We start from the raw sequence: 25,039 nt of genomic DNA on the forward strand, positions 1-25,039 counted from the left end.
CGCGGTGACCCGCTGCAATCGACAAGCCCCGTCAGTCTTCTGTCGGGGCTTGTCGTTTTCTGCGGGTCAGTCGAACCCTTAGGCCGGGCTGCGTCTGGTCACGCCGACGCTTGCGCAGGCCAGCAGGCCCGCCTCGAACAGCAGCCACATCGGCACGGCCAGCAGGGTCTGGGAAAACACATCGGGCGGCGTCAGGATCATCCCGGCCACGAAGCACCCGACGATCACGTAAGGGCGACTGCGGCGCAGGCTGGCGACATCGGTCAGCCCCGCCCAGACCACGATGAAGGTGGCCACCGGGATTTCGAATGCCAGGCCGAACGCCAGAAACAGCGCCAGGATGAAATCCAGGTACTGGCCGATGTCGGTCATCATCGCCACCCCGTCCGGTGTCACGCTGGCGAAGAACGCGAACATCAGTGGAAACACCAGAAAGAACGCGAACGCCATGCCGCCGTAGAACAGCAGGATGCTCGACACCAGCAGCGGCACGGCAATGCGTCTTTCCCGCCGGTACAGACCCGGGGCGATGAAGCCCCAGACCTGATGCAGCAGCAGCGGCATGCTGATGAACACGGCGCACATCGCTGTCAGTTTGAACGGCGTGAGAAAGGGCGAGGTAACGCTGGTGGCGATCATGCTCGCGCCTTCGGGCAGGTAGCGCCGCAGGGGTTCGGAGACCAGGGTGTAGAGCGTCTGGGCGAAGGGGAACAGCGCGGCGAACACCAGCGCCAGGGCCAGCAGCATGCGCAGCAGGCGCCGGCGCAGATCGCGCAGGTGCTCGGTCAGCGGCAGGGCCCTGTGTTCGGGCAGGGCCAGGCTCATGGCGTGGGCTCCTTGGCCGGGGCCTCGGTCAGGCGCACGCCTTCACGGATCTCCTGTTCGAGCGCGCGCAGCGGCGCGCTGTCCAGTGTCGGCAGGTCGATCTCCCGCTCGACCTGAGCGCGCAACTGGTTCATCGCCCGGCGCGCCTGGCCCAGACCGCGACCGACGCTACGCAGCGCCACCGGCAGTCGCTCGGGACCGAGTACCAGCAGCGCGACGATGCCCACCAGCAGCAGCTCGCTGAAGCCGACCTCGAACATCAGCCCTGGCGTTCCGTCGACTGTTGCGCCTGAACCTGGGTGTCGGCTGCAGCTTTGCTGTCGCTCTCGCTGCCCATCGACTTGCGAAAGCCCTGGATGGCCTCGCCGACATCGCTGCCCAGGCCTTTGAGGCGCTTGGTGCCGAACAGCAGGAAGACGATCAACAGCACGATCACCAGTTGCCAGATGCCAATACCACCCATGTGCGAAAACTCCGTCAGGTCGCGAAAAGAGCGCCAATCCTGCCTGGCTCAGATGACGCTCAGGTGACGGCTGCCATCTCTCTGCAACACCCGCCCTGTTGACTGTCGCCTTCGATGGACGACGAGGTGCCCTGTGAACAGTGCCGAACGACAACGGGGCGTGGCCCTGCTGATGGTGATGCTGGCATTGGGCATGCTGGCGGCGGGTCTGGCCTGGCTGGTGGAGGAGGGACGGCGCCAGGTGGACGAAACCCGCTTGCTGCGCCAGCGCGTGCAGATCCGCGCCATGGAACAGGCGGGCCTGGCCTATGCCAGCCAGGCCTTGCGCGATCCAGCCTGGCGCGCCAGTCCGCTGTTCTGGCAGGCCCTGCGCGGTCAGGCGCTGAGCTATGACTTCGGTGCAGGCACGGCGCGCTTGCAGGTGCGGGACCAGCACAGTTGCTTCAATGTCAACGCGCTGCTCGGCGAGGATGCCGAGCGCGCCGAACGGCAACTGCGGCGTCTGCTCGGTGACGACCTGGCGGCCGAGCGGCTGGTCGATGCCTTGGCCGACTGGCTCGATGCCGACAGCGACAGTCGCCTGCAAGGCGCCGAGAGTGCGCAGTACCTGCGTCAGCGCCCGCCGCGCCTGGCCGCCAACCAGCCCATGCTCGATATCAGTGAGCTCAACCTGCTGCTCGAGCCCGATGCGCTGCGCCAGGCGCGCTACCCGATGCTCTGCGCGCTGCCGCTGACCGGCGCTTGGCGATTGAATGCCAACGCCCTCGACCTGCAACACCTGCCCTTGCTCGAAGCACTCTACGAAGGCCGCTTTTCACGCGCGTTGCTGAGCCGGATCGTCAGCAATCGTCCGCCTTCTGGGTATGTCGATGCTTCGGCGCTGCGTCAGGCCCTGGGGGCGGTGGACGACGAGACCTTCACCCGGCTCAGCGAAGGGTTGCTGCTCAACAGCGGGCATTTCCTGTTGCAGTTGTCCTTCGAGGAAGCGGGGCAGGTGGTGCGCAGCCAGTTCCAGGTGGAGGCGCTCGGCGTGGTGCAATGGCATGCCCGGGTACCGGCGCAGCAGGTACGGGTCAGGGCGCGCGAGCCCCTGCCCTGAGTGAGTCGGCCCGGCGTCACGCCAACCGGCGTTCGGCCAGCGCGGCTTGCGTCGACCCATGGCGATACAGCAGCAGGTAATAGCAGCTCAGGCCGATCAGCCAGCAGAACACCGCCGTCCAGACGTTATGCGAGAGGAAATGCGCGCCCTGCATCATCCTGCCCAGTGACAGCACGATGCCCAGGCCTGCGGCCAGGCCGAATGCGGCGCGGGCCAGGCGTGGCTTGCGGTCGCGCAGCACGAAGAACAGGGCGAACAGGCTGAAACCGGTGGTGGCATGCCCGCCCGGCCAGCACAGGCCTGGCTTGTTGGTGGCCGGACGGGTTTCGAGCAGCTTGCTATAGGTTTCCTTGCCGCCGAATTCGGTGAGGCTCCATGGGCATTGCACGCCCGTCAATTGCTTGAGCGGGGTGACCATGCCGGTGGAGATGGCCAGCGCCAGCACCAGGCAACCCAACTCGCGGCGCCAACTGGAAAGGCCCGACCAGAGGAAGCTGAGGATCAACGCACCGACCGAGAGCAGTCCTACGCCAATCACTGCCTGCTTGACCCAGTCGTGCAGCACGGTCTCCAGGAAGTAGCTGCGCCGCCCGATGAATTGACCGGCCGAGGGATCGAACATCAGCTTGGCCAGGTCCATGTCCAGGGAGGTGAGTTCGAGCAACAGCAGCGCCACCGCGACCGCCAGCGGAACACCCAGGTACAGCCAGAGATTGATCGGACGGGGACGGGTGGGGTGCATGGCGGCTCCTGAGGCACGGGCTCGAGACAAAAGATCGGGCATTCTCGGGCTGTCGCTATGCTGGGTGCGTGAAGCTTGCGTGAAAAAAACGTCAGTTGCCTTGAATGTTCGTCAAGGCTGGCGATGCCTGGCCATTGGCCGTAAGCTGCGCCTGCCGCGCACAGCGAAGCGCCGCACAGGAGACCCCGATGCGCATTCTACTGGTTGAAGACAACCGCGATATCCTCGCCAACCTGGCCGACTACCTGGGCATGAAAGGCTATACCGTCGACTGCGCCCAGGACGGCCTGTCGGGCCTGCACCTGGCCGCCACCGAACACTACGACCTGATCGTGCTCGACATCATGCTGCCGGGCATCGATGGCTATACCCTGTGCAAGCGCCTGCGCGAAGACGCCCGCCGCGACACCCCGGTGATCATGCTCACCGCCCGCGACCAGTTGGACGACCGCCTGCAGGGCTTCCGTTCCGGGGCCGACGATTACCTGCTCAAACCGTTCGCCCTGTCCGAGCTATCGGCGCGCATTGAAGCGGTGCTGCGTCGCGCCCAGGGCGGCGGGCGGCGCACCTTGCAAGTGGCCGACCTGAGCTACGACCTGGACACCCTGGAGGTAACCCGGCAGGGCAAGCTGCTCAAACTCAACCCCGTGGGCCTGAAACTGCTGGCGGTGCTCATGCAGAAAAGCCCGCACGTGCTGCGCCGCGAGGTGCTCGAAGAGGCCCTGTGGGGCGATGACTGCCCCGACAGCGACAGCCTGCGCAGCCACGTGCACCAGTTGCGCCAAGTGATCGACAAACCGTTCGAAAAACCTCTGCTGCATACCGTCCATGGCGTCGGCTATCGCCTCGCCGAGGGTCGCGATGGAGTTTAAGCAAAGCCTTGCCCAGCGCATCATCATCGCCTTCGCGTTGATGAGCGCGCTGGTCGCCGGGGCGTTCGCCTTCGGCATCGTCGCCACCGTCCACCTGGTCGAAGAGCGGCTGATTTCCTCGGTGCTCGGTGGCGATCTGCAGCGCCTGCTGCGCATGGACAGTGTCAGCGACTGGAGCCATCGCCCGCGTCCGGACCAGTTGTTCTACTTCGACGGCGGGCGCGACGATTTCGAGTTGCCCAAGGACCTGCGCCATCTGGAAGCCGGCTTCCATGAGGTATTCCGCGACCAACTGTCCTACCACGCCATGGTCGAGGTGGTGGACGGCCGCCACTACGTCCTGCTGCAGGACCAGAGTGACTTCGAGGAGCGCGAACGGGTGCTGTTCGCCGTGGTGACCGTGGGCTTCGTGCTCAGCCTGGCGCTGGCGGCCTTCCTCGGCTGGCTGCTGGCGCGCCGGGTGATGGCGCCGGTGATCCGCCTGGCTCGCCAGGTGCGTCATCGCGATCAACTGCTCGGCCTGGCACCGCCGCTGGCACCGGACTACGCGGCCGATGAAGTCGGCCAATTGGCCGTGGCCTTCGACGACACCCTGGGTCGGCTGCGCGATGCGTTGACCCGCGAGCGCCTGTTCACCAGCGACGTCAGCCATGAGTTGCGTACCCCGCTGATGGTGCTGGCCACCTCGTGCGAGTTGCTGATGGAAAATCCAGGGTTGGACAGCCGGTCACGCAGCCAGGTGGAGCGCATCGCACGGGCCACCGAGGAAATGCGCGAGCTGGTCAAGACCTTCCTGATGTTGGCGCGTGCCCAGCGCGACGAAGGGGCGGTGGCCTCGCGGGCGAGCCTGCGCGAGGTGGGCGACGACCTGATCGGTGTCTGGCGCGACACCATCGAGCAGAAAGGCCTGACGCTGTACTACGACGGTCGGGTCAGCGCCAGTGCGACCCTGTACAACGCCACCTTCCTGCAATCGGTGATGGGCAACCTGCTGCGCAATGCGGCGCACTACACCGACAGCGGCTATATCCGCCTGAGCCTGGAAGCCAATGGCTTCAGCGTCGAGGACAGCGGTGTGGGCATTCCGGAGGAACAGCGCGAGGCCATGTTCAAGCCCTTCGTACGCGGGGACGAGCGGCGTGGCGAAGGGCTCGGCCTGGGCCTTTCGCTGGTGCAGCGGATCTGCGATGACCAGGGCTGGCGGGTGACCCTCACCGCGACCTCGCCCCACGGCTGCCGCTTTCAGGTCGATCTCAGCCAGGGCAGTCCGGTGCTCCAAGAGCAAGAGCCGGCCCAGTAACAGCGCGGGGCTGTTCAAGCCCCGCTGATCTAATACCCTTTTCTACATATCTCGTAAGACCTATCTCCTTGGTGTGACAGATTTTTCACACGGTCATGACCTGATGCCGACGCTTGCCCGCCTAAGGTGGCCGGCATCGATTCAGGAGATCGTCCATGCGTAGCCCTATCAAACTCGCGTTTTCCGAAAAGTACGACCAGCAACACGCGCGGGAGTACTTGCTCAAGCACCAGGAAGGACTGGCCCGGCGTCTGTCTCACACTCGCGACGAGCAACTCGCCCGACGCGCCCTGACGCTGGCCGGTGAACCGGGTCTGGTGCTCGATTTGCCGTGCGGTGCCGGCCGCTTCTGGCCGTTGCTGGCGGAAAAGCCCAACCGCGTGATCATTGGCGCCGACAACTCGGCGGCGATGATCGAGACAGCCTGTGCCGCGCAATCGCCAGAGGTCGTCGCGCGGGTACGACCTTTGCAGACTTCCGCCTTTGCCATCGATTTGCCTGACAACGCGGTTGACAGCATCTTCTGTATGCGTCTGCTGCACCACATCGGCGATCCCGCTCACCGCAAGCAGATTCTTTCTGAATTTCAGCGGGTTAGTCGCGACAGCGTGATACTTTCGCTGTGGGTGGATGGCAACTTCAAAGCCTGGCGCCGGCAGAAGCTCGAGGCACGCCGCCGCGCCAAGGTGGAGCAGGACAGTTACCAGAATCGCTTTGTGTTACCTGCTGCTACGGTTGAGCAGGAATTTGTTTCGGCAGGCTTCAGGATTCAGGAACGACTGGACTTCCTCCCGTTCTATGCCATGTGGCGAGTTTACGTATTACGCAAGGGGTAACGGTTTCATGGCAACAGTTCGGGATCAGACGTCGCGGTTCGACTATTACTGGCAGCAGCAGGGCGAGTGGGTCGAAGCGCCTAACCAGCGCCGCGGTGGCGAAAGCGGCGTTCAGCGCCTGGACGATGGCAGCGGTCAACTGCTCTACGCCAAGCGTCAGGTAGGGCATATCTATCGCAGCCTGTTACATCCGTTCGGCCGTCCGACAGTGTTGCGCGAGCTGGATGCGCTCACCAGTTTCGAACAACTGGGGGTACGAGTCCCGCGCATCGTGTTCGCCGGTGCCGAGCGCGACGCCGACCAGCAATGGCGTGCGCTGTTGGTCAGCGAGGCGCTGGACGGGTTCGTCGACCTGGATACGTGGCATGCCGAGGGCGCCCGTGAGCGTTACCCGCAGGTGCTGCACGAGCGCATGCTCGAAGAACTGGCGGCTAATCTGGCGCGCATGCACCTGGGGCATTGGCAACACGGCTGCCTGTACGGCAAGCATGTTTTTGTAAAGGTGATCGGCGAGGATGATCAGATGCGCGCTGAAGTGGCGTTGCTGGATCTGGAAAAATGCCGCCGACGCATCAGTTGTCAGCGTGCTGCCTACAACGACTTGCGCCAGCTTCGGCGCCATTCGTCGCTGAACACGGCAGAATTTGAAACTCTGCTCTACTTTTATCAGAGTGCGTTTGGCAGCGCTGTCAAAGGGTTAGGGTAATGAAACTAGAAATAGCTCGAGCTTTGTTCCTGGTAGGGGCGTTGGGTGTGACCACTGTCGCTGCTGCCTCTTGGGGCGAAGCGCGGCCCACGGTGTTCAGCAAGAGCGATGCTGCCGGCCAGTGCGCGTTGCCGCGTGTGGCCAAGGCGGAGCAGGGGCAGGCGAAACCGGATAATGATCTATTGCTGTTTCTGTTCGGCATGCGCCAAGGCTTGAGGCCGTTTGGCTGACGCCTGGATTTTCCAGCACTTCAGGGCCGCGTCGCGGCCCTTTGCGTTTTTGCCGAAAAACATGCTGTTTCAGCAATGTGGCCCGGACAGGCCTGGATCATCCCACCAGATGCAGGTGGTTATCCCACAATCCTGAAGGCAGATTCAGCGGCTGACCCACCAGCTCGCGCTGTCGGCAGTCGTAGAACCGGCAACGCCCTTGCCCGGAGGTCACCACAAAACCGTCTGCGACCGCACCAACGCCGGCACAGTCAGGCATCGGCGCATCGAGTTTCACCGCGCCGCTGTCCATGTCCCAGATGAACAGTCGATTGGCCCGCGGCGCGGTCAGCGCTACCAGGCGAAGGTCGCTGTGCACCGCGACGCTGGCGGTGTACTGGGCCATCGATTGCAACTGCCGATCCGCTACCGGAAACGCTTGGAACGGCTGACCGGGGCGCTTGATCGCCAGTAGCTCGGCGGTCTCCTCGGCACCGCCCATGAACTGCTGGCAGGCCAGGATGGTGCCGTCGGTGCCCACCGCCAAATGGCGCACGCTGTTCATCTGCTGGGTCAGGGTTTCCTTGCTCAGCAGCGTGCCGTCGCGTTGCATCAGCACCAGGCTCGGTTCCATGGCATCAAGGTTCATTTCCACCCGGCTTTCGGCCTCGGTGCGAATGCCGCCGTTGGCCACCACCAGGGTTTCGCCGTCGGGCATCCAGGCCACCTCGTGAGGGCCAATACCGTGGGTGGACAGTTCACCCGTGTACACCAGACGCTCGCCCTCGAACCGATACACCCCCAGTACGCCACGTCCAGGATCGCGGGTGTCATTCTCGGTGGTGTACAGCCAGTGGCCGTCCTTGTGGATGACCGCGTGGCCATAGAAATGCCGGTTCGGCTGCGAGGCGAGGGTTTGCAGCAGGCGTCCGTCGCGCAGGTCGATCAGGTAGCTCTCGGTGCCGGGACGGCGGGCCACGAACAGCGCGATCGGCTGTTCGGGGTGATGGATGATGGCATGGCAACGCTGGGCCACTTGGGTGGCGAACACTTGGGTGCCGTCGAGGCGATAGGCCACGGCATAGTGGCCGCCCTCGGCATCGTCGCGCGCCGATAGCAACAGCGGCTCGCTGCCCTTGTTGCGCATCAGCGTCCAGCCGCCGAGCGTCAGGGCGCTGAGCAGTACGCTACCGAGTTTGAGGGCCTGGCGTCGCAGCATGATCAGTCACCGTCGTTGGCATTGAAGCCCAGCTGAATGTTCAACGCCTTGGCCAATTCGCCTTCGTGCAGGCGGTGGACAACGTTGAGGCTGTCGTAGATCTGGTTGAGGGTTTGCTTGCCGGTATCGTCGGCGAGCAGTTCGCCCAGGGTCTTTTGATTGTCGGCCAGCAGCTTGGCTGATGTGGCGTAGGCATCGTCGATCTTTTGTGCCAGCGCGCTCTGGTCCTTGCCCAGCAGTCCGCGCAGGCCCTTGTTGTCGACGCCGGTCCAGACCGTTTCAGCCGCCTTGAGCGACGCTTCCAGGCTCTTGAGCGAGGAATGGCTGCGCCAGGCCTCGGCTTGCAGTGGCTGGACGATGCCTTTGCTCTGGCGACCCATGGGTGCACCGAGTTTCTTCTTCAGCGTGTCCAGTGCGGTGACCTGGGCCCGCAGCAAATCGGCGATGGCCTCGTGGGAATCGGCGTAGCGCTGGTTGGGGAACTTGGTCATCTGCGAGAGCATGCCGTCGGTGCTGTTCCAGCTCTTGAGGATCTCCTCGGCCAGGGCTTTCTGGTGCTCGGCGATGGCCACCAGCAGCGGGCAGTAGCGCGCCTTCTGCTCGGCGCTGGCGATGTCCGGCTTGCTGTCGAAGAGAATGTACTCGTAGGCCGACAGGCCACGCACCACCACGCTGGCCTTGCTCAGCGCCTGGGCATCGACCGGCGTGTCGCCAGCCACCAGTTGCTCGACCTGGCGACCGACCAGGTTCTTCTTGTCTGGCCAGAATTGCACTTGCCAGGCGCGGTTGCCTTCGGCCAGCGGTCCGACCAGCAGCGGCTGCAGTTCAGCCCAGGCTTTCTGCGCGTTGAGGAAGTCGGCGCGGGCGCTGTCCAGGCTCTCTTTGCCTTCGCAGTAGGCCAGCGCGCTGGCGGCCAGCTGACGGTCGGCTTCGACCCAGCGGCTGTAGGTGGGCAGGATCACCTGCTGGGCGATGGCGGCCGAGGTGACGGCTTGCGGATCCTGCGGCGAGCAGGCGCCCAGGGCGATGGCGGCGAGGCTGGTGAACAACAGTTTGGGTCGGAACATGCCCGGCTCCTTGCGCGATTACAGTGAGTTCAGGAACGCCAGCAGCGCGGCGCGCTGCTCGGCATCGAAGGTCAGTACGTGACGGCGTGCGGCCTCGGCTTCGCCACCGTGCCAGAGCACGGCTTCGAGCAGGTTGCGCGCGCGGCCGTCATGCAGGAACTGGGTGTGGCCGCTGACGGTTTCGCTCAGGCCGATGCCCCACAGCGGCGGGGTGCGCCAGTCCTGACCACCGGCAGCGAACTCGCTGCGGTTGTCGGCCAGGCCCGGCCCCATGTCGTGCAGCAGCAGGTCGCTGTAGGGGCGAATCAGCTGATTGGCCAACTCCGGCTCGCTGTTGCTGCCGGTGGTGAATTGCGGGGTGTGGCAGCCTTGGCAGCCCGCTTGGAAGAACAAGGTCTTGCCGGCCAGAACCTGGGGTGCGTCGACCTTGCGCCGCGCGGGCACGGCGAGGTTGCGGGTATAGAAGGTGAGCAGCCGCAGGATGTTGTCGCTGACTTCCTTCTCGCCGTTCTGGCCGTCACCGTTGGGCGCGGCCAGGCACTCGACCTGCGCTGCTGTGCAGTCGTCCTCGGGCTTGAGGGTGCTGGTCAGGCCCATGTCGCCGGCCAAGGCGTGCACGTTCTGTTGGTTGACGTTCGGTTGCCCGGCCTTCCAGCCGAAGCGGCCGACCACGGTCTTGCCCTGGGCGTCGTCCCAGACCCGATTGGCGCGGCCACGAATGCCGTCGCCGTTGCGGTCCTGCGGGTCTTCGTTGGCCAGGATCGCGGCTTCGGGAATGGCTTCGAGCAGGCCGAGGCCGATCATCGGCGGCGCGATGCGCGCGGAGAAACGGGTGTCGGGGTGCATCGGGCCGTACCCGAGTTGGGTGATCTGCAGGCGCGGGCGGCGTAATTCGACCTGATAGCCATCCTCGAAAGTGACCGGCTCGACGCTGTAGTCCACTCGCACCTTGGCCTCGGGGCGCACGCCGGGAATGGCCATGTCCTGCAATTGAGTGCCGTAGACCGGCTCGGGCACCACGCCCAGGCGCTGGATTTCCTTGACGTAGGCGGGTTGGTCAGGAATCGACACGCGCACCAGCATCGACACAGCATTGTTCGAATCGGCCTCGGGCGGGTGCCCGCGACCGTCGCGCACATGGCAGTTCTGGCAGGCGTTGGTGTTGAACAGCGGGCCCAGGCCGTCGCGTGCGGTGGTGGTGGACGGCGCGATGACCCACGGATTGCGGAAGAAGCTGTTGCCGACGCTGAAATCCAGGCGCCGTTCGGGTGTGAGATTGGCCGATGGCATGGAATAGGCATTGCGGTCGCTGCGCAGCACCGTCGCCTGGCCGCCGGACAGGGCTTCGCCGGGCTCGGCCTGGGTGAAACGCGGGGCGTCGTCACAGGCGGCCAGGACGCTAGCCAGCAGCAAGAGGGGCAGTCGGGACAGCGGCGAGGACATCGACAATCCTGAGCATGAGCGAAAAACCGGCGGCAAGCTTAGCAAAACGGGGATGTTTGAATAAGAGCAATTTGCAACTACCGGGTGAAAAGCCTGCGGCCAGTGCACTGGAGCAGGATCGCCCGCCACGCCTGCTCCATGAAAAAGGGCGACCCGAAGGCCGCCCTTTTTAGTCACCTTGCCCGAATCAGAACTCGTGGTCTGCAGTATCCGGGTTCAGGTTGTCGATGCCCAGCTTGCCGGCGGCCTGCTCGATGGCGCCGGTCTGCTTGACCAGGGCGGCGATGGCGTCGCGCACGATCTGATTGCCGGCGGCATTGTCGGCGGCGATCAGTTGGTCGTAGTGCTCGCCCTTGAGCGCGTGGTCGACGATCACCTGGATCTTCGCCTCAGTGTCCTGCAGGTCGGCCTTGAGCGTGGCGTCGGTGGCCGGGTCGATCTTGGCCACCAGCGACGACAGGCTCGGGCCGCTGACCTTGGAGCCGTCGGGACGGGTGTACTCGCCCAGATAGACGTTGCGGATGCCCTTGGCGTCGTAGAAGTGCGACCAGTGGGTGTTGTCGCTGAAGCAGTCGTGCTCGTCTTCAGGCGAGTTGGCTTCCAGCGAGACTTTCATGCGCTCGCCCGCCAGTTCGCCCAGCGACAGGCTGCCCATGCCGAACAGCATCTTGCGCAGGCCGTCCTTGACCGGCTCGGCTTCCAGCGAGGCGCGGTAGTTGTCGGCGACGTTCGGTGCCCAGTTGTCGACCATCTCCTGCAGGTCGCTGACCAGCAGATCGGTCACCGCCTTGAGGTAGGCGCGGCGACGGTCGTTGTGACCTCCGGTGGCGCCTGGACCTTCCAGGTAGTCCGACGCTGGACGGTTGCCGGCGCCAGGGCCGGTGCCGTTGAGGTCCTGGCCCCAGAGCAGGAATTCGATGGCGTGGTAGCCGGTGGCGACGTTGGCCTCCGAACCGCCGAGCTCGTTCAGGCTGGCGAGCTTCTCGGGGGTGATGTCCTTGACGTCGATCTTGTCTTCGCCCACCTGGATTTCCGGGTTGGCGATGATGTTGGCGTTGGCTGCCGGGTTGCCCAGGGCGTGCTCGTAGCTCTTGTCGACGTAGTCGATCAAGCCTTCGTCCAGCGGCCAGGCGTTCACCTGACCTTCCCAGTCGTCGATGATGGTGTTGCCGAAGCGGAAGGCCTCGCTTTGCAGGTACGGAACGCGCGAATCGACCCAGGCCTGCTTGGCGGCCTTGAGGGTGTCGTCGTTGGGTTGGGCGAGGAATGCGTCGATGGCGGTTTGCAGGTGCTTGGCGGTGCTCAGCGAGTCGCTGTAGACCGCGTGGACCATGTCGGCATACTGCTTGACCACGGCCTTGGCCGCTGCCTCGTCGACCGCTGCCGGCGCGCTGGCAGCGGTGCTGGCAGCCGGTGCCTGGGCTTGCGGGGCGGCAGCCTTGTCGTCCTTGCCTTCGCCGCAACCGGCGAGAGCGATGGCGATGGCCAGCAGACTGGCGGAGGCCAGAGGCATTCGAATCATTGTGAGTATCCCTGCGTCGTGTGGTTGGACCATGTAGTGCGGCCGGTGCGTGATGGCACGCTGAACCGGCACATGATGCGAAAGATTTGCATTTGATGTAAAGCGTCAGTCGCGCTTTTCGCGAAAATGGCGTTGCCGCGACCTTCGAGGTCGCTGCCGATCAGAGCACCGACATCTGGTTGCGCTGGGCCTGCTTGAGGAAGGCCGTGAGTTCACGCGCCGGCAGCGGTTTGCTGTAGTGGTAGCCCTGACCTTCGTGACAGCCTTGGGCGATGATGTAGGTTTCCTGCTCGGCGGTTTCCACGCCTTCGGCGATGACCTGCATGCCCAGGCTCTTGCCCAGTTGGATGATGGCGCGAACGATGGTGGCGTCGTCATCGTCGTCGAGCAAATCCTGGACGAAACTCTTGTCGATCTTGATCTTGTCCAGCGGCAGCGACTTCAGGTAACTGAGCGAGGAATAACCGGTGCCGAAGTCGTCGATGGCGATCAGCGCGCCGGAGCGGCGCAGACTGAGCAGGTGCTGGGCGGCGGTGCTGATGTCTTCCATCAGGCCGGTTTCAGTGACCTCCAATTCCAGGCTGCGCGGCGGCAAGCGATAGGCCTGCAACAGGTTGTTGACCACCCGTGGCAGCTCGGCGTGGTGCAATTGCACGGTGGACAGGTTGACGGCCATGCGCAGGTCACTGAAGCCCAGGTCGTGCCATTCGCGCAGTTGACGGCAGGCCTGGTCGAGCACCCATTCGCCAATGCTGATGATGTTGCCGTTCTGCTCGGCCAGGGGAATGAACTGGTCCGGCGGCACCATGCCCAGCTCTGGATGCTGCCAGCGCAGTAGCGCCTCGACGCCCACCACGCGGTTGTCGCGGTAGCTGATCTGCGGCTGGTACACCAGGTACAGCTGGTTACGCGGCAGCGCCTCGCGCAGGTCCTTTTCCAACTCGCGGCGGCGGCGCATTTCGCTGTCGACGCTGGCGATGTAGAACTGGTAGCGATTGCGCGAGCGGGCCTTGGCCAAGGTCATGGTCTGCTCGGCTTTTTGCAGCAGCTTTTCGGTGCTGTCGCCATCTTCGGGGAACAGGGTGATGCCGATGGTGGCGCGCAGGCGGATTTCCTGATGGTCGAGGGCAAACGGGGTGTCCAGGTCGTCGAGAATGCTCTGTGCCAGTTCCGCCGCTTCGTAGGGCTGTTCGATATTGGCCTGGACCAGGGCGAACTGGTCGCCGCCCAGGCGCGCCAGGGCACCGAGCCGACCGCTGTGGGCACGCAGGCGGTCGGCCAGGGCCAGCAGCAATTGGTCGCCCACTTGGTAGCTGAATTGCTCGTTGATGCCTTTGAAGTCGTCCAGTCCCACGCACAGCACCGCCACCCGGTGCTGCAGACGTCCGGCATCGGCCAGGATCTTGTCCAACTGCTGCTGCAGTTGCTGACGATTGGCCAGGCCGGTCAGGAAGTCGTACTGAGCCATGCGCTGCAGGCTGGTCTCGGCTTCGTGGCGCAGGTGGGTGTTGCGCTCGATGGAGGCCAGCAGTTGGTTGGCCGTGTCGACCCACAGCCCCAGTTCATTGCGTTCATGGCCCTTGAGCTGGGGAATCTGGTGCTGACTGGGTCGATCCGGATTGATCTGGGTGAGGTGCTCGATGATCCTCGACAGCGGTTTGGTCAACAGCCAGTGGTAGACCAGATAAAGCACCAGGCCCATGGCCAGGGCGCGTAGCACGCCGGAGATGAAGATGATCACCGCATTGACCAGGAAGCCCTCGCCATAACTGGCGGTGTCGAGGGTGATGCTGAGGTCGCCGTAGTACTCGCTATAGGGGCCACGGCCGACCAGTTGCGTGGTGTAGGTGCGTTCCTGACCGAGGATCAGGTCGGTCAGCCAGCGCAGTGGCATGTCCTGCAGCGGGCGGGATTTCTGCGCGAGCATGGTCTCGTTGGGGTGGCCGATGGAGGCCATGCGCACCGACTGGTCCTGGAACAGACCTTCCATGACCTGCATGCCCATCTCTCGGTCGAGACTATAGACCGCCTGGGTGGACGGGTCGCGGAACATGTCGAGGATGCGCTGGGCGTCGTTGTCGACGGCCTGGCGGGTCTTGTAGGTGTCATAGACGATCTGCGCGCAACTGAGCACCACGCCCACCGCGAGCGCCGCCAGCAGCACGACCCTGAGCAACTTGACGGACAAGCTGTTCCGAAATTCCAGCTTCAAAGGGGGTTCCTTAATCCATGCGCATGCCATTATTTTGCCATCAACCCTGGCAATACACTATCGACCGATTGCCGCGGCAGGCGAGGAGCCCGTCGCTGGATGCACCCTGGTGATTGTATCGGTTAAGCGACCCGGGGACTTGAATGTCCTGCGTCAACTTTCCAGATGGTTGATGTTAGCGCGCTATGGGCGCGGGGCAAGCGCTGGAGGGCAGGATCATGCAGGCGTCAACCTTCGTGCATGGTGCAAGGGCACGGATCGAGCATGGGGCAGGTTGGAGAAATCCAAAGAATAGCCCGTTGCTGAAGCAGCGGGGCGAGGAATGGCCCCGAACGGTTCTGTCCTTACGGCCCAAGCACTCCGGGGGAGTGTTTGGGCCGTCGAAGCGACCGAGGTCACCAAGCGCGGCACACCAGCCTTGGCACAGGCCCTAATCGATATAACTGATCACGGGCGGTAATCCGTACTCGTGCAACCAGCGTTCGTCGTTTCTTGAGTAACAGAAACCTCCGATATGATGCCCGGGTTTCGACTCCAGGACCTCAAGATCTTCCACTGTTATCCCTTTTCCGTCCGCCCCCCGCAGATCATGAATATGAATCTTGCGTTTGCGCAGATTCTGCCGAATCTGCCGGTAATCATCGTTGGTGTTTCGGATTGCGTTGTAAAAGTCCACTTCCACCTCCGAGACCAGTCTTCGGGTTCGATGGCGGATAATAGAGTGACCGTAGACGCCAGTATCATCTGCAAAAAATTCACCAGCGTTCAGGTAAGGGTCTCGCCGGACCGTGACCTTGCCCGAGGCATTTTTATAGCTCGTCCAGTTGTTGCCGACTTTATCACCATGAACGCCCGAATAGAGGTGGATATCGCTCATGGAATTACGCCGCGCGATGCGGATCAATGGCTCCTGAACATCGGCTTGAACGATGGCCATATCCGAGCCCCACAGCGTTTTCGCCTGGGGTCCTGTTACGGCCACTTCATGCCACTGAGGAATTCGCTGGAACTTGGGTAGCTTGACGGTCGTTACAGTGCGCGACAAGTGACCGAAGCGCTTCAGGCCTTTCGTCTTGGCGCCTACGTTGCCCGGGAGAATGGGACGCTTCGTGAGCGCTGAGCGACTGGCCATTGAGCGTGTGGCTATCCGGGTCGCCGCCCGTCCCGTGATGAGCGCACCCACCGCCGCTCCTGAGAGACCAATGCCGAGTGATAGATAACCCAAGGTTTGTGAGAGCTGCGGGTCACTGTCTTCCAGAACCAACGACGCAATCTCGAATCCAGACGAGACCAGCGCAAGTCCGGTAACTGCCAGCGCCAGACCCAAGGAGGTGCCGCCGGTGAAGGGTGCGGTCATGACACCGACCGCTGCCATCGCGTAACGAAACTCCTTACTTTCCAACAAGGTGCCGGATACCTTGCGAGAATACTGGGCGACCCGTTGATGGCCGCTGGGATCGTGGAAGTTGATGGGGTCGGCACCGCAGTAGGCATACGCGGCCGGCCCCCCTGGGCCGAAAGGACTCAAGCTGTCCGGGCTCTGGAACGACAAGTACTCAGGGTTGTAGAGCCGGTAGTTGCCCAGGTAGTAAGTGCCGTCTGGCAGCATGGGCTCGCCTTTGAACCCGAGCCAGACATTGGACCGGCTTTGAAACGCTCGATATCCGTAGGGCGAATAGGTGTGATACTCGAGGGTATCGCCGTCGCCGAAACTGGCGAATATCGTGCCACTGGCATCGCGCATTTCGAAACTCGAAGAGACGAGCTCGCCGTCGGTCCAGCGCTGTTGTCTGTAACAGCCTGGGCTGTCGTTTACCAAGACGTGGTAGTCGCGAACCGGCGGTTTTTTGGAGTCAACCTTCCTGACTTTGGAGCGTGCGTAAACCCTACCAGCGAAATAATGAAACTGGTAACTCTCGGAAAAATTACTGCTGGAGTGTACGCTGCGTAGTCTGCCCAGGTCGTCGTAACCGTGTGCATAGGTGACCGTATCCTTTACATCGAAGGAGCCCGACTTTTTAGGTTGGCCGTTACCGTAGAAGCTGGCATCTCTTCCTAGCCAGCGGCCGAGATTATCGCTCTTGATCGTTTGAGTGCCGTGTTTGTGCAATAACCCCGGCTTTTGCGGCACGTAGGATCTTTCGAATACAGGGCTCCATCGAGAAGTGCCGGGCCCCCAATCTTTTTCGATGTATTGAGTGCGGGTGACATTGCCGAGCAGGTCATAGTCAAAAACCTGTTCGACCATGGCCCCTTCATGGAACATGAAGTGTTTTCCACTGCCCGACCACTTGATCAGCCGTCCATGTGCATCATAAACATAGCGGTCGCTCGAGTGTTCATCGTTCCCGACCTTCAGCGTGCTGCTGGTCAGTTGGCCGTCCGCCGAGAGCGTGCGGCTCAATACATGAGTTGCCATGCCCGGGCATGTAAAGGTGCGTGATACTTCGTTACTCAGGGCATCGTAGGCATAGTGAACGGAGAGCGTGCGTTTTTTCCAACGTCTTCTATGCATTCCTGGGACAGCAGACCATCATCCTGGTAGGTGAAAGTCGTTTTGCAGACGTCATTGACTTGCTCGGTGACCCGACCAAACGCATCGTAAGTAAAAGCGGTGGTCTGGCCGACGATGTCTGTCTTCTTCAGGATCTGGCCCCGTAGGCTGTAAAGCGTGCGGGTGTTCAACGATTCGATGATCTTTCCATCCAACTCATAACTCACTGGACACAGAACGTCCAGTGTCCGAGTGGCGTTGTCCCAGGTCGATGAAAATGCTTTTAGGGGTGGGGGCGATTCGTCGGTAGAGGTGTCATTCGATGCCGTGAACGACTCGACGACTCCATTGACCGTCCGGGTACGCAGTTGGCCTAGGGCATCGACCGTTTGTGAACCGAGCACAATAGGGTTTGATGTTTTTTCGTTAGTGCCAGTGCTAACCCGCGTCAGTGTTGCCTCGTTGGCGAGCGAGGAGTGATTATCGGCGGAGTATCGGTTTTCGATGATCAAGCCGTTTTCATTCTGCTTGATCAGTCTGCCGTGTTCATCGTATTCAAATGTTTGCTCGAATGATTGCCCGCCCGCTTTTCGGTGCACGCCAGCGAGTAAGCCATCCTCGGAGTAGCTCAACTGAGTAGCGCTGAGCAGGGCGGCGTTTTTCACATCCAGTCTGCGCGACTCGATGGATGTCTTGCGGCCCTGAGCATCGAATACCGAGTTGATCTGCAATGTGCCTCGATTGGCCTTGTCCAGGCCCGACTCCTCCGTCAGAGTGCCTGTTATCGGATCCCATCTAGTTGCATAGCTGAAATTGCCGTGCACGGCTTTTCTGGAATGGGCGCTGTAGGTGATGTCGACCGACTTGCTATCCAGTACGTTTTCTGCGGCATCTTTGAGTCTTGAGGTGGTGGTATGACCTGATTGGTCTTGGAGAAAGGTATACAGCGTTTCCAACTGATGCAGGCATTGGTGTCCCGCATCGTAATCGAAGATCCTCGTCGCACACTGGCGGCCCAGATCATCGTAATCGGCTGACGCCATCAGCAACCAGTTTTTACCATCGTAGGTGATCGAGGTTTCCAGGGCTCGTCCCTGCGCATCGACGGTCAGACGACTGGCCAGTGTGGTTCCGGTCTCATGAACCTCATGCTGCAAATACCCTGATGCAAGCTGCGTGCGCGTATGCGTCGTTTCATGGACCACTGCTCCAGCCCGGGTGGACTTGACGTTCGTCAGACACCCGGTTTTGTCGTACGTCCACTGGGTATCGGTGCCCTCGGCATCGACTCGATTCAGCAAGGTATTGGTCAGCGTCGATAGCGTGCTGCTGGACACACTGGGCTCGTTCTCGGGGGATACCACTTTCACGAGTCGGGTCAGTGCGCGCGGATGTCCCTGCGGTTGACTGTAGGTCACAGAGGTAATGACTTTGGTAGAGGCAATCTCTGCCCCTTCACAATCGAGGGCATACAGGGTATTTGTAGTGACTCGACCAAATCCCGGCTTTTTCTTGTCGGTTTCGTAGAGCAATTCCTCGACCTGCATCGCGTCTGCCGCCCACGGCTTTTTCAACTTGAATCCTGTCGAGTTCTGTTTACTCTGCCACGCCAAAGACTTATCCAGACTGGCCATCATCTCCTTGAATGCACTACGCTCTTCTTCATCCTGTGAGGCCTTTAGTTGCGCTTTCAGACTGTCGACGTAGGATTTCGCCCAGCGTTTGGCGATGTTCAATTGCAGTTCCGTGATATCCGTACGTTCGAATGCTGGCTCGAATATGGTCAGCTTTCGGGACGGCACCAAGACGTGCGCTCTGTTCACGTGGGGCTGCTGGATAGGCGTCAGCTTCGCATAGCCATAGAAGTTCAGCCTCTGCGCATGCAGTGTGCCCTGCTTGCGTACAAACACCAGTTCTGACTCAGGGTGGGATGAGAACCCTGCGCTGCTACCGGGATACTTCAGTTCGATAGGGAGCTGGAACGCGCTTTGTGCGTAATCGGTGCCCGTGTGGGATAAGGTCACGGTGGTGTGCGCGACGGTATACCATGTCAGGCCCTTGTTACCAAAGAAGTAAAAGCCCAAGCCTACCGGATTGGCGTAATCCACTGCAGCGAGGTGCCACTTACTCAACCAGTTTTCGAGGTCGATCTCTGACACTCTCTCATTTTCTTCCTTGATATTGTAGACTTCGTAGTCGTTGTAGTATGTCCATTCGGTGAGCGTGTCGGCATCTTCATATGCCACCAAATTCCCGTAGGCATCGAATTGCCAAGTCACTTTTCCATCTTCTTGGCCATCCTGTGAGCGGGTCGTCGTAATTTGGCTTCGATTCTTATGTTTGACGACACTGAGTTCGTGCGTAGTCTTTACTACGCTGCCGTCCACTTCGAAGGTAGACGAATTGAGCCAGCCTCCCTCGTACACGTAGGTATATTTACCCAGCGTATGGGGTTTGGATGTTCCATCGTTGTCGACCCACGTACCTTGCGTGCAGGTTACGGTCGTTGTGCTGGTGTTATGCTTGCTGTCATCGGCGTAACGATAGGCGGCTGTGAATCGATTGGCGTGCGTTTGGCCGTGTAGCAGCAGGCTGTAGCTGGCCACCGCTGATTTGTTGTACGTCAAGAGTGCCGTATCCGTCAGTGGGTGGTCACCGCGTTCATCGTAGGTACGGATCACTTCGAGTTTTTCGACACGCTGGCCCGTGAGGGCCAAGCGATAGATTTTCTTGGTGGCGTATGTGCCTGCACCGCTCAACGCGAGTTCGATACTGTCTGTTTCATGTTTAGCGTGGATCGTCATCGCCTGGTCGGTGTCTGGATAGACCCGCAGCTGACTGAGTTTGTCCGCCTGCCATTTTACCTGCAGCAAATCGCCTTGCGCGTCGCTGACTGCGGCTAACCGAGGCTGTGTAGACTTGTCGATCCAGGTGAGCTCTACCGACTGACCGGTGGGCGCCACCACTTGGGTCAGTAGAACGTTGCCCAACGCGTTCTTCCCAGTGCTCACCAATTCATACACTTGAGCGACGCCATTCTTCAGCATCACGCAGATATGTTTCTCGTGGGTGTCTGATTTGTAGTTGTCATTTTCTTCGACATTGGCGACGCGGGCTTTGGTGAAGGCGCTGGCATCCAGCAGATAATCATTGCCGCGTACAAATCCGTGCATATCGACCTGGCAGGAAATTCGCTGCTCATTGATGCAAGGCAGGTCGTTGAGGCTCAAGCGTGAGGTCGAATTGCCCAGTCCTCCCCAGTAAAGCGACCACGTGCCATAGCCGAAAAGCCGTAACGCCATATCCGTCAGGCTGCCGGTCACTTCAAGTGTGAAGGCAGGTCCATCGCCGATATCCAGAAAACTTGCGATCGGCAATTGGAAGTGTCCGCGGCCCGTGCGCTCATCGATCGTAATGCAGTCGAATCCACCAAAGTCTTCGCTCATGAGTCTCTCCTCGACTGTTTCACACCGGTGAAAAGTGGGTGATATAGGCGCTCAAAGAGTCGGCCGATCCATGCACATCTGGCAACTGACAGAAATATCAGGGGGCTTGAAAATGAAAAGCCCGATGCCTTTTGAGGGGCATCGGGCTTGAGCGGCTTGGCTCAGACCAAGGGGATTCAGTTCATCCTCCGGTCCGGAACCACTTCAGGCTCGGTCAGGCCTTGAAGGTCTTGCCTTCGAACTGCTCGGCCACGAAGGCCCAGTTGACCAGGTTCCAGAACGCCTCGACGTACTTCGGACGCAGGTTGCGGTAGTCGATGTAGTAGGCGTGTTCCCAGACGTCGCAGGTCAGCAGCGGGGTGTCGCCGCTGGTCAGCGGGTTGCCGGCACCGATGGTGCTGGCCAGGGCCAGGGAGCCGTCAGCCTTCTTCACCAGCCAGCCCCAGCCGGAGCCGAAAGTACCGACCGACGTCTTGGTGAATTCTTCCTTGAACTTGTCGAAGGAACCGAAGGCAGCGTTGATGGCATCGGCCAGGGCGCCAGTCGGTTGGCCGCCGGCGTTGGGCGCCAGGCAGTTCCAGTAGAAGGTGTGGTTCCAGACCTGCGCGGCGTTGTTGAAGATGCCGCCCGACGACGTCTTGACGATGTCTTCCAGCGACTTGCCTTCGAATTCGGTACCTGGGACCAGGTTGTTCAGGTTCACGACGTAGGTGTTGTGGTGCTTGTCGTGGTGATACTCCAGGGTTTCCTTGGAGATGTGCGGCTGCAGGGCATCGTGGGCGTAGGGCAGCGGCGGCAATTCAAAAGCCATGGTGGATCTCCTGATTCAGGTCTAGTTCGCGGTTTGCGCAGGGCCGATCACGGGCGGCCCTTTGTACGTCGGCGAGTCTTTACTCTTTGCGACGTAAGCGTTCGATCATAGCACCGGCCCCCGCGCATAACCACGCAACAACTATAGGGATTAAGGGTTCCGGCGCGAGGGTGGCGACAGCGACAGGAGGCCGCGTGGCGATCAGCCGAGAATCAACTGCGCTGCCACCGCGAACATCATCACCGCGACCATCAGGTCCAACAGTCGCCAGGTCGTCGGGCGCGCCAGCCAGGGCGCGAGCCAGGCGGCGCCCAGCGCGAGGGTGAAGAACCACACCAGCGAAGCGCTCGCAGCCCCTGCCACATAGGCGCCGGGGACGCTCTGCTGGGCGCCCAGCGAGCCGATCAGCAGCACGGTGTCGAGGTACACGTGGGGGTTGAGCAGGGTCACCGCCAGGGCGCTGAGCAGTACCGCGCGCCGTGAGCGCAGGCCCTGGCCCTCCTGCTGCGCCAGGCTCTGTTTCGAGCAGGCGCGCTGCAGCGCCTTGGCGCCGTACCAGATCAGGAACAGCGCGCCGCCCCAACGCGCCGCTGCGAGCAACATCGGGTTGTGGGCCAGCACGGTGGCCAGTCCGAACACACCTGCGGCCACCAGCAGCGCGTCGCAGGCCACACACAGCAGCGCCACGGGCACATGGTGTTCGCGGCGCAGACTCTGGGCCAGGACGAACGCGTTCTGCGTACCGATGGCCATGATCAGGCCGAAAGCCACCAACATGCCGTTCATATAACTTTGCCACATGGCCATAGACTCCAAGAGCGCCACTGCAAGGTGCGACGCGGGTTGCCTGAGAAGAGGCTGGCCATTGTGCTGAGCGCAGAGGTATAAGAAAAACAAATAAAGCTGATCAGGCATTAGTGAAATCGATGTTCGACTATAAATCGCTCGCCGCACTGGCGGCCGTCATCGAGCAGGGTGGGTTCGAGCGGGCCGCCCAGGTACTGGGCCTGTCGCAATCGGCGGTGTCGCAACGCATTAAACTGCTCGAGGCGCGGGTCGGTCAGCCAGTGCTGGTACGCGCCACGCCGCCAAGCCCGACCGAAGTCGGGCGGCAGTTGCTCAACCATGTCCAGCAGGTGCGCCTGCTCGAGCGCGACCTGCAGCGTCAGGTGCCGGCACTGGACGAGCAGGGCATCCCTGAGCGCCTGCGTATCGCGTTGAATGCCGACAGCCTGGCCACCTGGTGGGCAGGTGCGGTGGGCGATTTCTGCGCTGGCCAGCAGGTGCTGCTGGACCTGGTGGTGGAGGACCAGGACGTCGGCCTGCGGCGCATGCGCGCCGGCGAAGTGGCGGCGTGCCTGTGTGGCAGCGAGCGGCCAGTGGCCGGCGCACGCAGTCTGGCGCTGGGAGCGATGCGTTACCGCGCGCTGGCCAGTCCGGCCTTCATGGCCCGGTATTTTCCTCGCGGCTTCGAGATCGCGCGCCTGGCCCGCGCACCCGCCGTGGTCTACGGCCCCGACGACTTCCTGCAACACCGTTACCTTGCGTCCCTGGGCCTGGACGAAAGCTTCATCCATCACCTGTGTCCATCCTCCGAGGGTTTTCTGCGTCTGACCGAAGCGGGGCTTGGCTGGGGACTGGTGCCTGAGCTGCAAGCGCGCGAGCCGTTGGCCAGCGGCCAGTTGATGGAAATCTGCAGCGATACCCCCATCGACGTACCGTTGTACTGGCATCATTGGCGCAATGGCGGGCAACTGCTCGCCGATTTGACCGAACACCTGCGCCAGGCGGCGCCGGCGTGGCTGGTGCCCTTGTAGGCACGGGCAGCGTCAACTGCATCTGTAATCTGGCAAGGCGGAGTCTTACATGCGAATTCTGGTCACCGGCGCAAGCGGCTTCATCGGCGGGCGCTTTGCGCGCTTCGCCCTGGAGCAGGGCCTGCAGGTAAGGGTCAACGGCCGTCGCGCCGAGGGCGTCGAGCATCTGGTCAAGCGCGGCGCCCAGTTCATTCCGGGTGACCTGGGCGATGCCGAGGTCGCTCGGCGGTTGTGTCAGGGCGTCGAGGCGGTGGTGCATTGCGCCGGGGCGGTGGGCACCTGGGGGCGTTATCAGGACTTTCATCACGGCAACGTGGTGCTCACCGAGAACGTGGTCGAAGGTTGTTTGAAAGAGCATGTACGGCGCCTGGTGCACCTGTCCTCGCCGTCGATCTGCTTCACCGGCCGCTCGCGTCTGGAGGTGCGTGAGGACCAGGTGCCGCGGCGCTTCCACGACCACTATGCGCTGACCAAGCACCTGGCCGAACAGAAGGTCTTCGGTGCCCAGGAGTTCGGTCTCGAGGTGCTGGCCTTGCGCCCGCGCCTGGTCACCGGGGCCGGCGACGCGAGCATCTTCCCACGGCTGATGCGCCTGCAGCAGAAGGGGCGCCTGGCGATCATCGGCAATGGCCTGAACAAGATCGACTTTACCAGCGTGCACAACCTCAACGAGGCGTTGCTCAGCGCCCTGTTCGCCGACGCGCCGGCCCTCGGCCAGGCCTATAACATCAGTAACGGCCAGCCGTTGCCGGTGTGGGATGTGGTCAATTACGTGATGCGCCAGATGCAACTGCCGCAGGTCACCCGCTACCGCTCCTACGGCCTTGCTTACAGCATGGCCGCCGTCAACGAGGCCGCCTGCCTGCTCTGGCCCGGCCGCCCGCAACCCACCCTGAGCCGCACGGCGGTGCAGGTGATGAGCCAGGATTTCACCCTCGATATCAGCCGCGCCCGGCATAATCTGGACTATCGCCCCAAGGTCAGTCTGTGGACCGCCCTGGATGAATTCTGCACCTGGTGGCAGCACCTGCCGGGCTCGCGCTGAATCTGCCGAACCGGTCACGGTCATCACGACGTCGCCTGCTCTGTTTATAATGTGCCTTTTTTGCTATCAGTTCGGTCGAACCTACCCATGCGCAACGATGCCCACGACGATTTCGATGACGTCCCCGTTCTCAGAGCCGGTACGCCCGACGATGACGAACTGCTGCCGACCCATGTGGCCCGCGTGCGCCAGAAGGCCGAACGTCCCGCCAGCAGCGGGCCACTATGGGCGCTGCTGGTGGCTTCGTTCGTCGCCCTCGGCGGTCTTGGCTGGTGGAGCTATCAGCAGATTTCGCTGATGGAGCAGCAACTGGTCGCCACCCAGGAAAGCTTCGCCCGCATCAGCGAAGAAGCGGCGGGTCGGTTGCAGGTGATCAGCGGCAAAGTGGCGGCGAGCGAGTCGAACAACAGCTCTGGTAGCGAAGCCCTGAAGCAGCAGATCAGCCAGTTGCAGGCAGCGTTGGCCGAGCAGGGCAAGCAGCAGGAAGGTGTCGCTGGTCAGGCGGGTGATATGGGCAAGCGTCTGGAGCAGGTGCTGGAGCAGACCGCCGCGCAGCAGAAAGCGCTCACCGAGATGCAGGCCCAGTTGCAGGAGCAGCTCAAGGCGGTGAATGGCGAGCTGGCGGCGCTCAAGTCGGGTCAGGTGGACGGTGGCAAGCTCGATGGTCAGCTCAAAAGCCTCAGTGGCGAAGTGGCCAACCTGAAGAAGCAAGGCGCGGCCATCGACAGCCTCGCCCAGGATGTGCTGGTGCTCAAGAGCCAGGCCGACAACCGTCCGGCCGCGCAGGCTGCGGGGGCGTCCGTGCAGGAGTTCGATGCCTTCCGTGGCCAGACCACCCGCAGCCTCAACACCTTGCAAAGCCAAATTCAAAACCTTCAGCAGCAGCTCAACGCGCGACCTTGAGCGAACCG

The 25,039-nt window shown here is 62.1% G+C and carries 22 protein-coding genes; 9 read left to right on the forward strand and 13 right to left on the reverse strand.

The window, feature by feature from the left end:
- Nucleotides 1-78: 78 nt before the first annotated feature.
- The 3 genes from tatC to tatA are packed head-to-tail and all read right to left on the reverse strand — an operon-like array spanning nt 79 to nt 1,288.
- The gene (gene tatC, locus ACK2SD_RS05875) at nt 79-825 is read right to left on the reverse strand and encodes a twin-arginine translocase subunit TatC (protein ID WP_412461605.1); all 747 of its coding nucleotides are present in this window, start codon (nt 823-825) and stop codon (nt 79-81) included.
- A complete protein-coding gene (tatB, locus tag ACK2SD_RS05880) occupies nt 822-1,085 on the reverse strand; it encodes a Sec-independent protein translocase protein TatB (protein ID WP_029613805.1) in 264 nt (87 codons plus the stop codon). The genes tatC and tatB overlap by 4 nt, the downstream gene beginning before the upstream one ends.
- Nucleotides 1,085-1,288, reverse strand: coding sequence for a twin-arginine translocase TatA/TatE family subunit (gene tatA / locus ACK2SD_RS05885; protein WP_412461606.1), 204 nt, complete (start codon nt 1,286-1,288; stop codon nt 1,085-1,087). Before tatA ends, tatB begins: the two co-directional genes overlap by 1 nt.
- 172 nt (nt 1,289-1,460) lie before the next feature.
- On the opposite strand from tatA, the gene gspK reads away from it, so the two are divergent.
- A complete protein-coding gene (gene gspK / locus ACK2SD_RS05890; RefSeq protein WP_412462273.1) occupies nt 1,461-2,387 on the forward strand; it encodes a type II secretion system minor pseudopilin GspK in 927 nt (308 codons plus the stop codon).
- 16 nt (nt 2,388-2,403) lie between these two features.
- Here the strand turns inward: gspK and ACK2SD_RS05895 are convergent, their stop codons facing one another.
- Nucleotides 2,404-3,129, reverse strand: a complete 726-nt coding sequence (locus ACK2SD_RS05895) for a phosphatase PAP2 family protein (protein ID WP_412461607.1) — start codon at nt 3,127-3,129, stop codon at nt 2,404-2,406.
- A gap of 188 nt (nt 3,130-3,317) precedes the next feature.
- Between ACK2SD_RS05895 and colR the strand changes: the two genes are divergently transcribed.
- The 5 genes from colR to ACK2SD_RS05920 all read left to right on the forward strand — a co-directional run bounded on the left by colR (nt 3,318) and on the right by ACK2SD_RS05920 (nt 7,073).
- A complete protein-coding gene (gene colR / locus ACK2SD_RS05900; protein ID WP_039579755.1) occupies nt 3,318-4,001 on the forward strand; it encodes a two-component system response regulator ColR in 684 nt (227 codons plus the stop codon).
- Nucleotides 3,991-5,301, forward strand: a complete 1,311-nt coding sequence (locus tag ACK2SD_RS05905) for a sensor histidine kinase (RefSeq protein WP_029613801.1) — start codon at nt 3,991-3,993, stop codon at nt 5,299-5,301. The genes colR and ACK2SD_RS05905 overlap by 11 nt, the downstream gene beginning before the upstream one ends.
- A 155-nt stretch (nt 5,302-5,456) precedes the next feature.
- A complete protein-coding gene (locus tag ACK2SD_RS05910) occupies nt 5,457-6,137 on the forward strand; it encodes a class I SAM-dependent methyltransferase (protein ID WP_039579753.1) in 681 nt (226 codons plus the stop codon).
- Nucleotides 6,138-6,144: 7 nt separating this feature from the next.
- The gene (locus ACK2SD_RS05915; protein WP_412461608.1) at nt 6,145-6,843 is read left to right on the forward strand and encodes a lipopolysaccharide kinase InaA family protein; all 699 of its coding nucleotides are present in this window, start codon (nt 6,145-6,147) and stop codon (nt 6,841-6,843) included.
- Complete coding sequence (locus ACK2SD_RS05920; RefSeq protein ID WP_029613799.1) at nt 6,843-7,073, forward strand: hypothetical protein; 231 nt, start codon at nt 6,843-6,845, stop codon at nt 7,071-7,073. The genes ACK2SD_RS05915 and ACK2SD_RS05920 overlap by 1 nt, the downstream gene beginning before the upstream one ends.
- 97 nt (nt 7,074-7,170) lie before the next feature.
- Here ACK2SD_RS05920 and ACK2SD_RS05925 read toward each other — a convergent pair whose 3' ends face one another.
- The 9 genes from ACK2SD_RS05925 to ACK2SD_RS05965 form a co-directional block, all read right to left on the reverse strand.
- On the reverse strand, nt 7,171-8,271 hold the full coding sequence (locus ACK2SD_RS05925) for a DUF1513 domain-containing protein (protein WP_412461609.1): 1,101 nt from the start codon (nt 8,269-8,271) through the stop codon (nt 7,171-7,173).
- A gap of 2 nt (nt 8,272-8,273) precedes the next feature.
- Nucleotides 8,274-9,338: an imelysin family protein gene (locus tag ACK2SD_RS05930; protein ID WP_029613797.1), complete on the reverse strand. Its 1,065-nt coding sequence runs from the start codon at nt 9,336-9,338 to the stop codon at nt 8,274-8,276.
- Nucleotides 9,339-9,356: 18 nt separating this feature from the next.
- Nucleotides 9,357-10,781 (reverse strand): di-heme oxidoredictase family protein, encoded by a 1,425-nt coding sequence (locus ACK2SD_RS05935; protein ID WP_116888950.1) that lies wholly within the window; start codon nt 10,779-10,781, stop codon nt 9,357-9,359.
- A 187-nt stretch (nt 10,782-10,968) separates the two neighbouring features.
- Entirely contained in the window at nt 10,969-12,303 is a 1,335-nt protein-coding gene (locus ACK2SD_RS05940; protein WP_116888948.1) for an imelysin family protein, read from the reverse strand.
- Nucleotides 12,304-12,463: 160 nt separating this feature from the next.
- On the reverse strand, nt 12,464-14,515 hold the full coding sequence (locus tag ACK2SD_RS05945; protein ID WP_412461610.1) for a putative bifunctional diguanylate cyclase/phosphodiesterase: 2,052 nt from the start codon (nt 14,513-14,515) through the stop codon (nt 12,464-12,466).
- 430 nt (nt 14,516-14,945) lie between these two features.
- Complete coding sequence (locus tag ACK2SD_RS05950; RefSeq protein WP_412461611.1) at nt 14,946-16,934, reverse strand: RHS repeat-associated core domain-containing protein; 1,989 nt, start codon at nt 16,932-16,934, stop codon at nt 14,946-14,948.
- Nucleotides 16,935-16,969: 35 nt separating this feature from the next.
- A complete protein-coding gene (locus ACK2SD_RS05955) occupies nt 16,970-20,455 on the reverse strand; it encodes an RHS repeat domain-containing protein (protein ID WP_412461612.1) in 3,486 nt (1,161 codons plus the stop codon).
- Nucleotides 20,456-20,669: 214 nt separating this feature from the next.
- Nucleotides 20,670-21,266: a superoxide dismutase gene (locus ACK2SD_RS05960; RefSeq protein WP_029613794.1), complete on the reverse strand. Its 597-nt coding sequence runs from the start codon at nt 21,264-21,266 to the stop codon at nt 20,670-20,672.
- 201 nt (nt 21,267-21,467) lie between these two features.
- Nucleotides 21,468-22,067 carry a LysE/ArgO family amino acid transporter gene (locus ACK2SD_RS05965; protein ID WP_342650670.1) on the reverse strand — a complete coding sequence of 200 codons (600 nt, stop codon included), beginning with the start codon at nt 22,065-22,067 and terminating at the stop codon, nt 21,468-21,470.
- 125 nt (nt 22,068-22,192) lie between these two features.
- Between ACK2SD_RS05965 and ACK2SD_RS05970 the strand changes: the two genes are divergently transcribed.
- The 3 genes from ACK2SD_RS05970 to ACK2SD_RS05980 all read left to right on the forward strand — a co-directional run bounded on the left by ACK2SD_RS05970 (nt 22,193) and on the right by ACK2SD_RS05980 (nt 25,031).
- Nucleotides 22,193-23,083, forward strand: a complete 891-nt coding sequence (locus ACK2SD_RS05970; RefSeq protein ID WP_412461613.1) for a LysR family transcriptional regulator ArgP — start codon at nt 22,193-22,195, stop codon at nt 23,081-23,083.
- A gap of 49 nt (nt 23,084-23,132) precedes the next feature.
- Nucleotides 23,133-24,128: an NAD-dependent epimerase/dehydratase family protein gene (locus ACK2SD_RS05975; protein ID WP_412461614.1), complete on the forward strand. Its 996-nt coding sequence runs from the start codon at nt 23,133-23,135 to the stop codon at nt 24,126-24,128.
- Nucleotides 24,129-24,215: 87 nt separating this feature from the next.
- The gene (locus ACK2SD_RS05980) at nt 24,216-25,031 is read left to right on the forward strand and encodes an ATPase (RefSeq protein ID WP_412461615.1); all 816 of its coding nucleotides are present in this window, start codon (nt 24,216-24,218) and stop codon (nt 25,029-25,031) included.
- Nucleotides 25,032-25,039: the final 8 nt, after the last annotated feature.

Origin of the sequence: Pseudomonas sp. SC11 (assembly GCF_047039205.1) — a bacterium.
GTDB lineage: Bacteria > Pseudomonadota > Gammaproteobacteria > Pseudomonadales > Pseudomonadaceae > Aquipseudomonas > Aquipseudomonas boreofloridensis.

Bases quoted from the DNA above. Each gene is read 5' to 3' on its own strand.
- tatC (WP_412461605.1), bottom strand. From the start codon at position 825: ATGAGCCTGGCCCTGCCCGAACACAGGGCCCTGCCGCTGACCGAGCAC.
- tatB (WP_029613805.1), bottom strand. From the start codon at position 1,085: ATGTTCGAGGTCGGCTTCAGCGAGCTGCTGCTGGTGGGCATCGTCGCG.
- tatA (WP_412461606.1), bottom strand. From the start codon at position 1,288: ATGGGTGGTATTGGCATCTGGCAACTGGTGATCGTGCTGTTGATCGTC.
- gspK (WP_412462273.1), top strand. From the start codon at position 1,461: ATGGTGATGCTGGCATTGGGCATGCTGGCGGCGGGTCTGGCCTGGCTG.
- ACK2SD_RS05895 (WP_412461607.1), bottom strand. From the start codon at position 3,129: ATGCACCCCACCCGTCCCCGTCCGATCAATCTCTGGCTGTACCTGGGT.
- colR (WP_039579755.1), top strand. From the start codon at position 3,318: ATGCGCATTCTACTGGTTGAAGACAACCGCGATATCCTCGCCAACCTG.
- ACK2SD_RS05905 (WP_029613801.1), top strand. From the start codon at position 3,991: ATGGAGTTTAAGCAAAGCCTTGCCCAGCGCATCATCATCGCCTTCGCG.
- ACK2SD_RS05910 (WP_039579753.1), top strand. From the start codon at position 5,457: ATGCGTAGCCCTATCAAACTCGCGTTTTCCGAAAAGTACGACCAGCAA.
- ACK2SD_RS05915 (WP_412461608.1), top strand. From the start codon at position 6,145: ATGGCAACAGTTCGGGATCAGACGTCGCGGTTCGACTATTACTGGCAG.
- ACK2SD_RS05920 (WP_029613799.1), top strand. From the start codon at position 6,843: ATGAAACTAGAAATAGCTCGAGCTTTGTTCCTGGTAGGGGCGTTGGGT.
- ACK2SD_RS05925 (WP_412461609.1), bottom strand. From the start codon at position 8,271: ATGCTGCGACGCCAGGCCCTCAAACTCGGTAGCGTACTGCTCAGCGCC.
- ACK2SD_RS05930 (WP_029613797.1), bottom strand. From the start codon at position 9,338: ATGTTCCGACCCAAACTGTTGTTCACCAGCCTCGCCGCCATCGCCCTG.
- ACK2SD_RS05935 (WP_116888950.1), bottom strand. From the start codon at position 10,781: ATGTCCTCGCCGCTGTCCCGACTGCCCCTCTTGCTGCTGGCTAGCGTC.
- ACK2SD_RS05940 (WP_116888948.1), bottom strand. From the start codon at position 12,303: ATGATTCGAATGCCTCTGGCCTCCGCCAGTCTGCTGGCCATCGCCATC.
- ACK2SD_RS05950 (WP_412461611.1), bottom strand. From the start codon at position 16,934: ATGGCAACTCATGTATTGAGCCGCACGCTCTCGGCGGACGGCCAACTG.
- ACK2SD_RS05955 (WP_412461612.1), bottom strand. From the start codon at position 20,455: ATGAGCGAAGACTTTGGTGGATTCGACTGCATTACGATCGATGAGCGC.
- ACK2SD_RS05960 (WP_029613794.1), bottom strand. From the start codon at position 21,266: ATGGCTTTTGAATTGCCGCCGCTGCCCTACGCCCACGATGCCCTGCAG.
- ACK2SD_RS05965 (WP_342650670.1), bottom strand. From the start codon at position 22,067: ATGTGGCAAAGTTATATGAACGGCATGTTGGTGGCTTTCGGCCTGATC.
- ACK2SD_RS05970 (WP_412461613.1), top strand. From the start codon at position 22,193: ATGTTCGACTATAAATCGCTCGCCGCACTGGCGGCCGTCATCGAGCAG.
- ACK2SD_RS05975 (WP_412461614.1), top strand. From the start codon at position 23,133: ATGCGAATTCTGGTCACCGGCGCAAGCGGCTTCATCGGCGGGCGCTTT.
- ACK2SD_RS05980 (WP_412461615.1), top strand. From the start codon at position 24,216: ATGCGCAACGATGCCCACGACGATTTCGATGACGTCCCCGTTCTCAGA.